14 protein-coding genes are annotated in these 13,272 nt (G+C 76.7%); 9 read left to right on the top strand and 5 right to left on the bottom strand.

Annotated features, from left to right (window positions below; translation table 11 throughout):
• Positions 1-10: 10 nt before the first annotated feature.
• From HCN08_RS20840 to HCN08_RS20850, 3 genes are all read right to left on the bottom strand, one after another.
• On the bottom strand, positions 11-1,288 hold the full coding sequence (locus tag HCN08_RS20840; RefSeq protein ID WP_167984690.1) for an ANTAR domain-containing protein: 1,278 nt from the start codon (positions 1,286-1,288) through the stop codon (positions 11-13).
• Positions 1,289-1,690: 402 nt separating this feature from the next.
• Entirely contained in the window at positions 1,691-1,975 is a 285-nt protein-coding gene (locus HCN08_RS20845) for a DUF6479 family protein (protein ID WP_167984592.1), read from the bottom strand.
• A 40-nt stretch (positions 1,976-2,015) separates the two neighbouring features.
• Positions 2,016-3,206 carry a zinc-dependent alcohol dehydrogenase gene (locus HCN08_RS20850; RefSeq protein ID WP_167984691.1) on the bottom strand — a complete coding sequence of 397 codons (1,191 nt, stop codon included), beginning with the start codon at positions 3,204-3,206 and terminating at the stop codon, positions 2,016-2,018.
• 216 nt (positions 3,207-3,422) lie between these two features.
• Between HCN08_RS20850 and HCN08_RS20855 the strand changes: the two genes are divergently transcribed.
• From HCN08_RS20855 to HCN08_RS20865, 3 genes are all read left to right on the top strand, one after another.
• The gene (locus HCN08_RS20855; protein ID WP_167984692.1) at positions 3,423-4,010 is read left to right on the top strand and encodes an SRPBCC family protein; all 588 of its coding nucleotides are present in this window, start codon (positions 3,423-3,425) and stop codon (positions 4,008-4,010) included.
• On the top strand, positions 4,003-5,604 hold the full coding sequence (locus tag HCN08_RS20860; RefSeq protein ID WP_167984740.1) for a phytoene desaturase family protein: 1,602 nt from the start codon (positions 4,003-4,005) through the stop codon (positions 5,602-5,604). Before HCN08_RS20855 ends, HCN08_RS20860 begins: the two co-directional genes overlap by 8 nt.
• 178 nt (positions 5,605-5,782) lie before the next feature.
• Entirely contained in the window at positions 5,783-5,989 is a 207-nt protein-coding gene (locus tag HCN08_RS20865) for a hypothetical protein (protein ID WP_167984693.1), read from the top strand.
• A gap of 37 nt (positions 5,990-6,026) precedes the next feature.
• Here the strand turns inward: HCN08_RS20865 and HCN08_RS20870 are convergent, their stop codons facing one another.
• A complete protein-coding gene (locus tag HCN08_RS20870) occupies positions 6,027-6,194 on the bottom strand; it encodes a hydrophobic protein (protein WP_167984694.1) in 168 nt (55 codons plus the stop codon).
• Positions 6,195-6,339: 145 nt separating this feature from the next.
• Here HCN08_RS20870 and HCN08_RS20875 point away from each other — a divergent pair, with 145 nt between their 5' ends.
• The 6 genes from HCN08_RS20875 to HCN08_RS20900 all read left to right on the top strand — a co-directional run bounded on the left by HCN08_RS20875 (position 6,340) and on the right by HCN08_RS20900 (position 12,300).
• Positions 6,340-7,284 (top strand): Rieske 2Fe-2S domain-containing protein, encoded by a 945-nt coding sequence (locus HCN08_RS20875; protein ID WP_407648850.1) that lies wholly within the window; start codon positions 6,340-6,342, stop codon positions 7,282-7,284.
• A 127-nt stretch (positions 7,285-7,411) separates the two neighbouring features.
• Positions 7,412-8,677: a PP2C family protein-serine/threonine phosphatase gene (locus tag HCN08_RS20880; RefSeq protein WP_167984695.1), complete on the top strand. Its 1,266-nt coding sequence runs from the start codon at positions 7,412-7,414 to the stop codon at positions 8,675-8,677.
• Between the two features lie 168 nt (positions 8,678-8,845).
• Positions 8,846-9,922, top strand: coding sequence for a zinc-dependent alcohol dehydrogenase family protein (locus HCN08_RS20885; RefSeq protein ID WP_167984696.1), 1,077 nt, complete (start codon positions 8,846-8,848; stop codon positions 9,920-9,922).
• Positions 9,923-9,926: 4 nt separating this feature from the next.
• A complete protein-coding gene (locus tag HCN08_RS20890) occupies positions 9,927-10,583 on the top strand; it encodes a pyridoxamine 5'-phosphate oxidase family protein (protein WP_167984697.1) in 657 nt (218 codons plus the stop codon).
• Positions 10,584-10,711: 128 nt separating this feature from the next.
• Complete coding sequence (locus tag HCN08_RS20895) at positions 10,712-11,584, top strand: universal stress protein (RefSeq protein WP_167984698.1); 873 nt, start codon at positions 10,712-10,714, stop codon at positions 11,582-11,584.
• 26 nt (positions 11,585-11,610) lie between these two features.
• On the top strand, positions 11,611-12,300 hold the full coding sequence (locus HCN08_RS20900; RefSeq protein WP_167984742.1) for a CBS domain-containing protein: 690 nt from the start codon (positions 11,611-11,613) through the stop codon (positions 12,298-12,300).
• 81 nt (positions 12,301-12,381) lie between these two features.
• Here HCN08_RS20900 and HCN08_RS20905 read toward each other — a convergent pair whose 3' ends face one another.
• Positions 12,382-13,254 carry a universal stress protein gene (locus HCN08_RS20905; RefSeq protein WP_167984699.1) on the bottom strand — a complete coding sequence of 291 codons (873 nt, stop codon included), beginning with the start codon at positions 13,252-13,254 and terminating at the stop codon, positions 12,382-12,384.
• Positions 13,255-13,272 lie beyond the last annotated feature (18 nt).

Consider the following 13,272-nt stretch of genomic DNA (forward strand, 5'->3'; position numbering starts at 1 on the left):
CGGGCCGCCGTCACGCCCCGTGCGTGGCGGCGGCCCTGGCGTGCAGCAGTTCCAGCGCGTCGAGCAGGACGGCCCGGTGGTACCACGACAGCCATACGGCCACGTCGGCGGCCAGCGCTTGCAGGGCCGCGGGGACGCCCGGCGCCGGCGCCGCGTCCGGCGCGGCCTGCTGGACCGACAGGGCGCCGGCGCACGGGACGCCGGGGGCCGCGACCGGGACGGCGTGCACGGTGTGCGGGCCGGCGGGCAGCGTGGCGTCCGGGCCGGGAGCGCCGCCCGGGTCGGGGGCCGACTCGACGTCGGTGACCGGCAGCCCGCCCTCGCAGGCCCGCGCGACGGCGGAGGTGGCGCTCACCACGTGGGCGTAGGCGTCGCAATAGGTGGCGCTGAGCCCGCGGTGGGCCTCCAGAACCAGGGCGCCGCCCTGGGCGCGGTCGGTGAGGTGCAGGGCCCCGGCGTCGGCGCCGGTACGCTCCACCGCCTCGTCGACGGCGGCCTGGAGCGCCTTGCCGCGCTCGTCCGGCCGGCAGCCCCGGGCGGTGAGGAAGGGCGCCGCGGGCGGCGGGACCCGGCGGCGGCCGGCGAACCACGGGCCGGCGTCCGGCGGCGGGGGAGCGGTGACCACGGCGGAGGCCAGCACCCGCAGCGGCACGTTGTGCGCCTGCGACACCTGGCGCAGCAGCGCGAACGCCGCCCGCGGCTCCGGCAGGCCGTAGCGGGCCAGCACGACGCCCTGCGCGACATCGATGAGGCCGTGCGAGCGCGCCCTGGCCCGCAGGCCGTAGATCTCCGCGCGCAGCCCGGCCAGCGTGCCCTCCGGCTGCGGCTGCGGCTGCGGCTCGGCGTGCGTGGCGGGCGCCGCGCCGGGGGCGAGGGCGGCGAGCGCCTCGGCGACCGTGGTGTGCACCCGGACGCCGGGCAGCAGCGTACGGGCCAGGGCCTCGCGGATCTGCGGGTCGGGCGCCGCGGCGGCGACAGTCACGCCGGCCGCCCGCCGGGTCGCCGCGTCCAGCGCCGCCGCGGCCGGGACGCCGAGCAGCGTCACGTCCGCGAGGTCCAGCACGAGCGGCTGGCCGAGCGCGCGGGCGGCCTCGACATGCCGCGGCAGCTCCCGCGCGATCGCGGCGGCCCGCGAACCGTCCAGCGCCCCGGCCAGCCGCACCAGCTGCACGCCCTGCGTACGGAAGCCCGCGACCGGGTCCGCCGCGGCGCCCGGCACGGCCGCCGTCGTGGCGCCCGGGGCGGTGGCGGCGGTGGTCGTGGCCGGGGGATCGGGTGTCGCGGGCATGGGCTGAAGGGATGTGCCGGTCCTTGCGTGTCGCGGATTCAAGGCAGACCCCAGCCGTAGATGCGCACGCCGGCCGCTGCCTGACCGCTGACGCGTTACCGCTGCCACTCTTCCTGCCCCGCGCCACCCGAGGCAAGCGGACACGACGCCGCACGGACCCGGCACCCCGCGAACGGCGCCACCCCGGCGCCCCGGCGCCTGCGGTCCGCCGCGCGGCGTCATGCGCCGGCTCGCGTGCCCCGTCCGTAACGCCGTCCGCCCGGCCGGGAGCGCGGGGACCGGCGCCCGGGCGGAACCGCCCCGCCCGGCACGACGGGACGCAGCACGACGGCACCCGGCACGGCCGGACCGCCCGGCGGGGCGAACCCCGCCGGGCGGTCCCGGAGCCGTGCCGGGCCGGCGTCAGCCGGCCCCGTGGCGGTCGCCGTCCGGCGCTTCCTCGCCGTCCGGCGTCTCCTCGTCGTGCCGGGCCCGCGCCGAATGGCGGGTCTCGCTCGGCTGGGGCTCGTGCCACGAGCCGGCGCGCCGCTGCGGTGCCCGTGAGGGCGCGTTGCGGCGCGCCACCGCCCGGGCCCCCCACCAGAAGGCGAGGAGCAGCACCGCCACGATGACGATGCCGAACACCACGGCCCACGCGGTGATGGCCGAGGACGCCAGCTCCGTGGTCGTCCGTACAGCTGCGATCATCCCGATTCGCCTCCCTTCCGGGCGTCGTGCTCCAGGTCGCTCACGGCCGCATCAGCACCTTGATGGCGCCGTCCTCCTTCTTCTGGAACATCGCGTACGCGTCCGGCGCCTCGTCCAGCGGCACGTGGTGCGTGGCGAAGTCGTCGACGCCCAGCGGGTCGTCGTCGGTGAGCAGCGGCAGGATGTCGTCCGTCCAGCGGCGGACGTTCGCCTGGCCCATGCGCAGCTGCACCTGCTTGTCGAACATCGTCAGCAGCGGCAGCGGGTCGGCCGCGCCCCCGTAGATGCCGCTGACCGAGATCGTGCCGCCGCGCCGCACCAGCGCGATGGCCAGGTCCAGCGCCGCCATCCGGTCGACGCCGGCCACCTGCATGAGCTTCTCCGCCCAGGCGTCGGGCAGCAGGCCCGCGGCGGTCTGCGCCAGCCGGGCGGCCTGGCTGCCGTGCGCCTCGGTGCCGACCGCGTCGATCACGCCGTCCGGGCCGCGCCCGTCCGTGAGGTCCTTGACGGCCTTGACCAGGTCCTCGCGCTTGTCGTGGTCGCGCAGGTCCAGCACGGTCACGCCGTCGGCCCGGGCCCGCTCCAGGCGCTCGGGCACCAGGTCGACGCCGATGACCGTCTCCACGCCGAGGTGCCTGGCGATCCGGCAGCTCATCGCGCCGATCGGGCCGAGCCCGAGCACCACCAGGCTGCCGCCCTCGGGCACTTCGGCGTACTGCACCGCCTGCCAGGCGGTGGGCAGCACGTCGGAGAGGTAGACGAAGCGGTCGTCGTCCGGGCCGTGCGGCACCTTGATCGGCCCGAACTGCGCCTGGGGCACCCGCAGGTACTCCGCCTGCGCGCCGGGCACCGCCCCGTACAGCTTGGTGTAGCCGAACAGCTGCGCGCCCATGCCGTGCTCGGTGACCTGCGTGGTCTCGCACTGCGTGTACAGCCCGCGGCTGCACATCCAGCACGAGCCGCAGGCGATCTGGAAGGGGACGACGACGCGGTCGCCGGGCCTGAGGGAGGTCACCGCGGAGCCGGTCTCCTCCACGATGCCCATCGGCTCGTGCCCGAGGATGTCGCCCGGGGTCATGAACGGGGTCAGCACCTCGTACAGGTGCAGGTCGGAGCCGCACAGCCCCGACGAGGTGATCCGGATGACGGCGTCGGTGTCCTGCTCGATGCGTGGGTCGGGGACGTGCTCCACCCGTACGTCCCGCTTGCCGTGCCAAACGTTGGCGCGCATTCCTTTGCACCTGCCTTCCGGACGTGCGTGTGCTGCGTGGCCACGGCCGTGCCCGTCCGCCGCGCGGACGTCAGGCGGCCTCCCGGACCGGCTGCCCCGCCAGCCCGCGGCGAAACTGACCGTTTCGTGGCGTTTTGCCCGATCGGTGCCGGAAAGGCTCCTGGACGTGATGCCCGGACGCGCTCACGATCCGCCCACCCCGACCCGGAGGCAGCCATGGCCGTACGCCACCAACTCGTCAAGCGCCCCCGCGAGGACGTGTGGTCGGTGCTCGCCGACCGGCGCGCCTACGCGCAGTGGGTCGCCGGCACGAAGGCGTCGCGGGGCGGCGAGGGCGAGTGGCCCGCCGTGGGGTCGAGCCTGGAGTACGACGTGAAGGTCGGCCCGTGGTCGATGTCCGGCAGCACCGTCGTGCGCGAGCAGGAACGCCCCTCGCGGCTCGCGCTGGAGGTCGACAGCGGACCGCTGGGCACCGCGCGGGTGGACATCGAGATACGCCCCTGGGGCGAGGACAGCCTGGTCATCGTCGACGAGCACCCGCTCACCGGCATCAGCGGCAGCGCGCACAACGTGGCGGTGGACGCGGTGCTGCACATGCGGCACCGCCGGATGCTCGCCCGGCTCGCCCAGGTCGTCGAGCACACGGGCGACGACCGCGACGACCGCACCGACCGCACCGGCCGCACCGGCCGCGGCGGCGGCCGGCGGCCGGCCAGGCCCGGTGCCGAGGGCGCGGTGTGCGAGCGCCCGGCGCGACCGCCGGGACGCGACACGCCGGGAGGCGGCGGTGACCGCGATGCCTGACGCCGTCGTCATCGGCGCGGGCCCCAACGGCCTGGTGGCGGCGAACGTCCTGGCCGACGCGGGCTGGAGCGTCGAGGTCCTGGAGGCGCAGGACGAGCCGGGCGGCGCCGTCCGCAGCGACCGCGGGGTGGACCCGGACTTCGTCTCGGACGTCTTCAGCGCCTTCTACCCCATGGCCGCCGCGTCGCCCGTGCTGGCCGCCCTCGACCTGGACCGCGAGGGCCTGCGCTGGAGCCACGCCCCGCACGTGCTCGCCCACCCGCTGCCCGACGGGCGCTGCGCGGTCCTCGACCGCGGCCTCGACGCCACCGCCGCGAGCGCCGACTCCTTCGCCGAGGGCGACGGCGCCGCGTGGCGCGAGTGGTACGCCCTGTGGCAGCGGGTCGGCGGCAGCCTGCTGGACTGCCTGTTCACCCCGTTCCCGCCGGTACGCGCCGGGGTACGGCTGGCCGCGCGGCTGCGTGCGGCCGGGGCGCTGCGGTTCGCCCGGATGGGGGTGCTGCCGGCCCGCAGGCTCGGCGAGGAGCAGTTCGCCGGCGAAGGCGCCCGGCTGCTGCTCGCGGGCAACGCGCTGCACGCCGACCTGGCGCCCGAGACCGCGGGCAGCGGCATCTTCGGCTGGCTGATGTCGATGCTGGCCCAGGACGTCGGCTTCCCCGTGCCCGTCGGCGGCGCGGGCATGATCACCACCGCGCTGGCCGGGCGGCTGGAGCGCCGGGGCGGCACACTACGCTGCGGCACACCGGCCGAGCGGGTCGTCGTGCGCTCCGGCCGGGCCGTCGCGGTCCGCACCGCCGGCGGCGAGGAGATCCCGGCCCGCCGCGCGGTCCTGGCCGCGCTGCCCGCGCCGCTGCTCTACGAGCGGATGCTGCGCCGGTGCGACCTGCCCGCCGGGCTGCTGTGCGAACTGCGCCGCTTCCAGTGGGACTTCTCCACCTTCAAGGTCGACTGGGCGCTCGACGGGCCCGTGCCGTGGACCGCGCCCGCCGCCCGGCAGGCCGGCACCCTCCACCTCGCCGACAGCGTCGACGACCTGACCCGCTTCGCCGCGCAACTGGCCACCCGCCATGTGCCGGACCGGCCCTTCTCGCTGTTCGGCCAGATGACGACCGCCGACCCGACGCGCTCGCCCGCCGGCACCCAGTCCGCGTGGGCGTACACCCATGTGCCCCAGGTCGTCGCGGGCGACGCGGGGGAGGACGGCATCACCGGCAGCTGGGACCTCGCGCAGCAGAACGCCATGGCCGACCGGATCGAGGCGTACGTCGAGCGGTACGCGCCGGGCTTCCGCGCGCTGATCCGCGGCCGGCGCATCCTCGCCCCGCCCACCCTCCAGCAGTTGGACGCCGGACTCCAGGGCGGCGCGGTCAACGGCGGCACCACCGCGCTCCACCAGGAGCTGGTCTTCCGCCCGGTCCCCGGCCTCGGCCGCCCGGAGACACCCGTACGCGCCCTCTACCTGGCCTCGTCCTCCGCCCACCCCGGCGGCGCGGTCCACGGCGCCCCCGGCGCCAACGCGGCCCGCGCGGCCCTGTCCCTGCCACCGGTCAACGCGGCCCTCAGCCGCGCCCAGCGCGCCCTCGCCGGCGGATGAGCCGACGGCCGGGCCAGATGAACCAGATGCACGAACGGGGTGCACGAGCCCAGGTGAACCAGCCCCGCGCACGAATCCCGTCCCGCGCGGTCCCATGCCGGGAAGCGCACGGGGTACCCGAGACGACGCAGGCCGGCACACGCCGAGAGCCGGCCGGATCCTCCGAGGAGGTCTGCCCATGGAAGCGCCCGACGACTCGCACATGACCCCCGACCTGCCGCCCCGGGTCGGCACCCCCGACCTCGCGGGGCAGGCGGGTCCCCGCTCCGCCGACCCGCCGCCGTACCGGGACCAGCCCGAGACCGCGCGCGGCCCCGCCCGCCGCAGGCCCCCGGTCCGCCCGGGCCGCGCCCACGGAAAAGCCCCGCGGGGCTCCGTCGGCTGACGAAGCCCCGCGGGGCCGGCGGGCGGTCACCGTCGGCTCACCATCGGTACCAACGGCGCCGGCCGCCTCCCTCCGCGGCTCTGAAGACGAACCCCAGCACCCAGATCACCAGCACCACCGCGGCGATCCACCACAGCACCTTCACCGCGAAGCCGATCCCGAACAGGACCACGGCCAGCAGCAGGACAAGAAGCAAAGCAGCCACTGTCAACACCTCCGCGGAGCCGTATGCCCCCGGTCGGGCAGTGAATGCCACCGCGATCCGCCCCGGTGGAATCGCGGCTTCCGGGCGGTTCTCCGCCCCGTACGGGGTAGCCGCCCGATGACATGGACGAAAGAGGTGAACGCCCGTGAAGACGGTGTCCGCGTCAACCACGTCGACGGCACTCGCGCTGCTGCGCCGCGCGCTGCCCGACCCCGCCGGCCCCGGGCGCGTGCTCGCGCTCATGGGCCGGATCGAGCAGGCCCGGTCGCTGGACGGCCCGGCCGAGGCGCTGCGCAGCGCGGTCCGGGCGGTCCCGCTCGGCAAGGGCCGGGACCTGCTGCACGGCCGATGGCTGGGCCACCCCGTGCACCCCGTGCTCATCGAGGTGCCGGTCGGGGCGTGGATCTCCTCGGCGGTGCTGGACTGGACGCCGGGCGGCCGGCGTGGCGCCGGGCTGCTCATCGCGGTGGGCCTGGGCGGCGCGGTCCCCGCCGCGCTCGCCGGGCTCGTCGACTGGGCCGAACTGGAGCGCGAGCAGGCCCGGGTCGGCCTGCTGCACGCCACCCTCAACGTCGGGGCCCTCGGCTGGTACGCCGCCTCCCTCAAGGCCCGGCTGACCGGCCACCCCTTCCGCGGCCGGGCCTACGCGCTCGCCGGGCTGTGCACCATGGGCGCCGCCGCGGCGGCGGGCGGCCACCTCGCCTACCGCCAGGCGTCCGGCGCCAACCACGCCGAGGCCGTGCCGCACCTCGTCCCGCCGGGCTGGCACCCGGTCGGGCCGGTCGACGCGCTCCCGCAGGGCCGGCCGGTGCGCCGCATGGTCGGCGAGGTGGCGCTCGCGGTGGTCCGCGACGGCGACGGCTCCTGCCGGGTGCTCGCCGACCAGTGCAGCCACGACGGCGGGCCGCTGTCGGAGGGCGAGGTCGAGGACGGCTGCCTGCACTGCCCCTGGCACGGCAGCGCCTTCCGCCTCGCCGACGGCTGGAACGCCGCCGGCCCCGCGACCGCGCCCCAGCCGGTCTTCGACACCCGCGTCCAGGACGGCCAGCTGCACGTACGGCTCAGGGACCCGCACCCCGCGCCGCACTGAGCCCGCGCGGGCCCGCGACCAGGACCGTACGCCCCGATCACCCGTTTCGCGCGCTTCGACCGGTACGGCCCGGGGTAGGCGTAGCCCCGCGCGCGACATCCGAGGTCCACGAGGTCAGGGGCAGGACATGGACGACGACGCGGGCCGGGCCCTGCAGGACGCCCTGGACCGGCTGGCGCTGCTGTCCGCCGCGACCGCGGCGCTGGCCAGCACGCTGGACGCCGACACCGGCATGCGGCGGGTCAGCCGCACCCTGGTGCCCCAGCTCGGGGACTGGTGCGCCATCCACGCGCTCGACGGCGGCGCCGTCCGGCAGGTGTGCCTGGTGCACCGCGACCCCGCCCGGCTCGCCGGACCGGACACCGCCGAGCCGCAGCCGGCCGCCCCGCCCACCGGCCGCGGCCCCCTCGCCCGGGTGCTGCGCGGCGAGGGCCCGCTGCTCGTGCCGCGCTCGCAGTTCCCGGCCCCCGGGGCGGGCGACGAACCGGCCCCCTACCACGCCTTCGACACCGGGACGCTGCTGGCCGCGCCGCTGCTGGTGCGCGGCGAGGTGCTCGGCGCGCTGCTGCTGGGACGCGGCGGCGACCGGGCGCCCTTCGAGGCCGACCACCTGCCCCTGGTGCAGGACCTCGCCCACCGCCTCGGCCTGACCCTCGACAACGCCCGGCTGCACCACGAGACCCAGCGCATCGCCGAGCGCCTGCAACGCTCCCTGCTGCCGCAGGTCCCCGACATCGCCCCGCTCGGCCTCGCCGCCGGCTACCAGCCCTCGCAGACCACCGCCGAGGTCGGCGGCGACTGGTACGACTGCTTCGTGCTCCCGCAGGGCGACACCGCCCTGATCATCGGCGACGTCACCGGCCACGACCTGCAGGCCACCGTCACCATGAGCCAGCTGCGCAACATGCTGCGCGGCGTCGCCTGCGACCGGCAGGAACCGGCCGGGAAGATCCTCGCCCGGCTGGACCGCGCCAACCACACCCTCTACCCGACGACCACCGCGACCTGCGTCTACGCCCTGCTCAAGGGCGGCCGGCGCGGACCCTGGGCGCTGGAGTGGTCACGGGCCGGCCACCCGCCGCCGCTGCTGGTCGAGGCCGGCGGCGACAGCCGCTACCTGGACGACGCCGGCGGCCTCCCGCTCGGCGTGAGCGCCGACATCTCCCGCGCCGAGGCCCGCGCCCCGCTGCCGCCCGGCTCCACCCTGCTGCTCTACACCGACGGCCTGGTCGAACGCCGCGGCGAGGTCCTGGACCGCGGCATGACCCGGCTGCGCCGCGAACTCGCCTCCCGCGCCGCCGAACCGGTCGAAACGCTGGTGGAGCACCTGCTGCACGGCATGGGGGCCGACGCCGACGACGACATCGCCCTGCTGGCCCTGCGCGTCCCCTGACACCCGCCCCAGGCCGGAAGGGACCAACGGCCCACGTCCCGGGCCCGGACCGCCCGTGCGCGGACGGCCGGCAGCGACCAGACTGGAAGCAGGCCCGGCCCCGCCGGCGACCTCGCGACCCGGGCCCGCACGGCAGGGGCCACCCGCGGCAGCGAGGAGGAAACCGCCATGAAAGCACTCGTCTTCGACGGTCCCGGCAGGTCCGACTGGCGCGACACCCCGGACCCCGGCATCCAGGACGCCGCCGACGCGATCGTCCGCGTCGAGGCGACCACCATCTGCGGCACCGACCTGCACATCCTGGCCGGCGACGTGCCGGAGGTGGCACCCGGCACGGTGCTCGGCCACGAGGCGGTCGGCGAGGTCGTGGAGGTCGGCGCCGCCGTCCGCGGCATCCGGCCCGGCGACCGGGTCCTGGTCTCCTGCATCAGCGCCTGCGGCCGGTGCCGGTACTGCAAGGAGAGCGCCTACGGGCAGTGCGTCGGAGGCGGCGGCTGGATCCTCGGCCACCTGATCGACGGCACCCAGGCCGAATACGTCCGGGTGCCCTTCGCCGACATGTCGCTGCACCCGCTGCCCGGCGCGGTGCCCGCGAAGGAGGCCGTGCTGCTGTCCGACATCTTCCCCACCTCCTACGAGGTGGGCGTGCTCAATGGCGGGGTGCGTCCCGGCGACACCGTCGCCGTGGTCGGCTGCGGGCCGGTGGGCCTGGCCGCGATCGCCACCGCGCAGTTCTTCGCCCCCGCCCGGATCATCGCCGTGGACCTGGCCGCCGTCCGGCTGGAGGCCGCCAAGCGCCTGGGCGCCGAGGCCACCGCCACCGTGCAGGAGAGCGAGGCGCTGGTCGCCGACCTCACCGGCGGCGCCGGGGCCGACGTGGTGATCGAGGCGGTCGGCGCGCCCGAGAGCTTCGAGCTGTGCACCCGGATGGTGCGCCCCGGCGGCCGGCTCGCCAACGTGGGCGTGCACGGCAGGCCGGCGACGCTGCACCTGGAGCACCTGTGGTCCAGGAACCTCACGATCCGCACCGGGCTCGTCGACACGTACTCCACCCCCACCCTGCTGCGTATGCTCACCGACCGCCGGCTGCCCGCCGACGCCCTGGTCACCCACACCTTCGAGCTCGGCCGCATGGAGGAGGCGTACGAGATCTTCGCCCGCGCCGCCGACACCGGCGCCCTGAAGGTCGTGCTCGGCGAACCGGAGCACGAGGCCGTCGCCCTGCACACCGGCGAGAGGACGTGATCGCGTGCCGGACGACACCGCCCCGGTCGGCGACATCGGCCGCCGGCTGGCACTGCGCCGCCGGGAACTGGGCCTGAGCCGCGCGCAGGTGGCGCAGCGGGCCGGGATCGTCCCGGAATACCTCCAGTACGTCGAGGAGCAGCCGCTCGCCTCGCCGGGACCCACCTTCCTGCTGCGCGTCGCCGACGCGCTGGAGACCACCGTGCCCCGCCTGCACGGCTCGGACACCGGACTGCCGCCCGGCCTCGGCCAGGCCGCGCAGAGCCCCCGGCTGACCGAGCTGGACACCGCCGAGTGCCTGCGGCTGCTGTCCGACCACGGGATCGGCCGGCTCGCGGTGACCGGCGAGGAAGGGCCCGCGGTCGTACCCGTCAACTACGGCGTGTCGGACGGCGCCGTCGTCTTCCGCACCGCCCCGGGCGCCACCCCGGCGCTCGCCGTGGGCAAGAAGGTCGCCTTCGAGGTGGACCGGGTCGACGAAGCGCTCAGCGAGGGCTGGAGCGTGCTGGTCGTCGGCACCGCGTCCGCCGTCACCGACCCCGAGGCCGTCCGCGGCCTGCGGGAACCGGACCTCACCGCGCCCTGGGCCGGCGGCGAGCGGCTGCTGTGGGTGCGGATCGCCCCCGAGCGCGTCACCGGCCGCCGCATCCTGGCCGGCTGAAGCCGAAGGGCCCCTGCCGGCAGGGACCCTTCGGCCGCCGGGGACGGGCTGAACGGCCCTACGGCAGGCGCACCCCGGCGGCGCACTGTGGATACGGCAGCACAAGCACCGGACCTGAGGAGCCCTCTATGAGCCAGACGAACGCAAGCGTGGTGGCGGGCGTCAGCACCGTCCGGCCGGACCTCAACGGACCGGTGATCGCGTGGGCGGCGGACGAGGCGGCGGCCCGCGGGCTGCCGCTGCACATCGTCCACGCCCAGGAATGGCCGCGCGGCACCTCGCCGCAGGCCGGCCCCGACCACCCGGCCCACGTCTGGTCCCGGCACTTCAGGGCCGGCGGCGAGGCGCTGCTGCGCACCGCGCACAGCGCCGCGTCGGCCCGCCAGCCGGGCGTGGCCGTCACCACCGAACTGGCCGTGGGCCGGCCGGTACGCGTGCTGCGCGAGGCCGCCGACACGGCGGGCTTCCTGGTCCTCGGCGCCCGCCGGCTCACCGGCGTCGAGGGCGCCTTCGCCGGCAGCGGCAAGGGCCACGCCCTGCTCGGCCACCTGCGCTGCCCGGTGGCCCTGGTGCCCGAGGCCGCCGACATCCCCGACGACGCGCCCGTCGTCGTCGGCGTCGACGGGTCGCCCGCCTCGACGGCCGCCCTCGACCTCGCCTTCGCCGAGGCCGACGCGGCCAAGACCTCCCTGGTCGTGATCGCCGTCCGCAACCCCAGGGACTACGCGTGGGCCGAATACCAGGAGGACACCGACCTGCTGGTGGCGGAGCAACTGGCCGGCCACCGGCGGCGCTACCCCGACACCGAGGTGCGCCAGGAGATCCTCGGCGGCGACCCGGCGCTGATGCTCGCCACCGCCGCCCGCGGCGCCCGCTGCCTGGTCGTCGGCAGCAGGGGCCGCGGCGGATTCCGCGGACTGCTGCTGGGCTCCACCGGCCGGGCCCTGGTCCACCGCACCGACTGCCCGCTGCTCGTGGCACCGCAGCCCCACGACGCGTGACGAAGCCCCCAGGAGGCCCGACGATGTTGAAGCACCGAACCGTCAGCGACCTGATGACCCACGCGGTCGTCCGCGTCCGCCCGGACACGCCCTTCAAGGAGATCGTGAAGAAGCTCGCCGACCACGACATCACCGCGGTGCCCGTCGTGGACGACGAGGACCACCCGGTCGGCGTCGTCTCGGAGGCAGACCTGCTGCGCCGGCAGGCCGGGCTGCCGGAGCCGGCCGGGCTCCCCGCGCTGCTGGACGCGCCGCCGTCCGAGCCGGTGCGCCAGGGCACCACCGCGGACGCCCTGATGAGCGCGCCCGCCGTGGTCGGACGGCCGCAGTGGTCGGTGGTGGAGGCCGCCCGCGCCATGGACCAGGCCGGGATCAAGCGCCTGCCGGTCGTGGACGACACCGGCCGGCTGGTCGGCATCGTCAGCCGCGCCGACCTGCTGCGGGTCTTCCTGCGCCGCGACCACCTCATCCGCGAGGAGATCAGCGGCGACGTCCTGGACCGCACGCTCGGCATCACCTCCGACGAGGTGGGCGTCGAGGTCACCGACGGCCGTGTGCGGCTGCACGGCACCGTGGAGCGGCCCAGCCTGGTGCCCGTCGTCAAGCGGCTGTGCGAAGGCGTCGACGGGGTCGTCGAGGTCACCGGCACGCTCGGCCACCGCACCGACGAGGCCACCGCCGTCGGCCGCACCGCCCCCGGCCGGCTGCTGCCCTGAGGCGCATGCCCGCGAAGCGTGCGGAGGGGCTCCCGGCCGGGAGCCCCTCCGCACGCATCCGTACGTCCGGTGTACGGGCCGTCAGCGCGGCAGCACGGCCACCGGGCAGTGCGCGTGGTGCAGCACCGCGTGCGTGACCCGGCCGAGCCCCGCGCCCAGCGCGTGCGCCGGCCGCCTGGCCCCCATCACGACCAGGTCGGCCGCCGACGACGCCTCCACCAGGGACCCGGCGACCGACCCGGAGCGCAGCACGTCCTCCTCGACGGCGAGCCCGGGGAACTCGTCGCGGACCGGGCCGACCGTACGGCGGGTCGCCTCCGCCTCGGACCGGGCGATGGCGCTGACGTCGTCGACGGCGGCGGCCATGCTCCCGACGTTCTCCAGGAACTTCCACACGCTGACCACCCGCAGCTGCGCGCCGTGCGCGACGGCGGTACGCGCGGCGAACCGCAGCGCCCCCCGGTCGCCGTCGTCCCGGACGGCGGCCACGACCGCCCCGGTCCGCGGCGCGGGGACCTCCCGCACCACGATCACCGGCCCGCGGCTGCGGGCGGCCACCCGCAGCCCCACGGAGCCGAGCATCAGCGAGGCGAAACCGCCCCGCCCGCGCGACCCGACGACCAGCGTGTCCTGCGGCTGCGCGGTCTCCAGCAGGCTCTCGGCGGAGCCGCCCTTGCTCAGCACCGTCGAGACCGGCAGCTGCGGGAAGTGCTCGGCCACCGCCGTCTCGGCGCGGTCGAGCAGCCGCCGGCCCTCCTCGAAGACCGCCACGGCCTCCTCAGCCGTCCAGTACCCCTGCCGTTCGTCGCCCACGCCGTGCACCACCGTCAGCGGCCGGCCGCGGGCCGACGCCTCCGCCGCGGCCCACAGCACCGCCTCCGTCGCCTGCCCGGAGCCGTCCGTGCCGGCCACCACCGGCCCCAGGCCGTCCTCGCTCGGCACCGTCGCGTCCATGTCGCCGCCTCCACTTCG

Origin of the sequence: Actinacidiphila epipremni, from assembly GCF_012034175.1 — a bacterium.
Lineage (GTDB): Bacteria > Actinomycetota > Actinomycetes > Streptomycetales > Streptomycetaceae > Actinacidiphila > Actinacidiphila epipremni.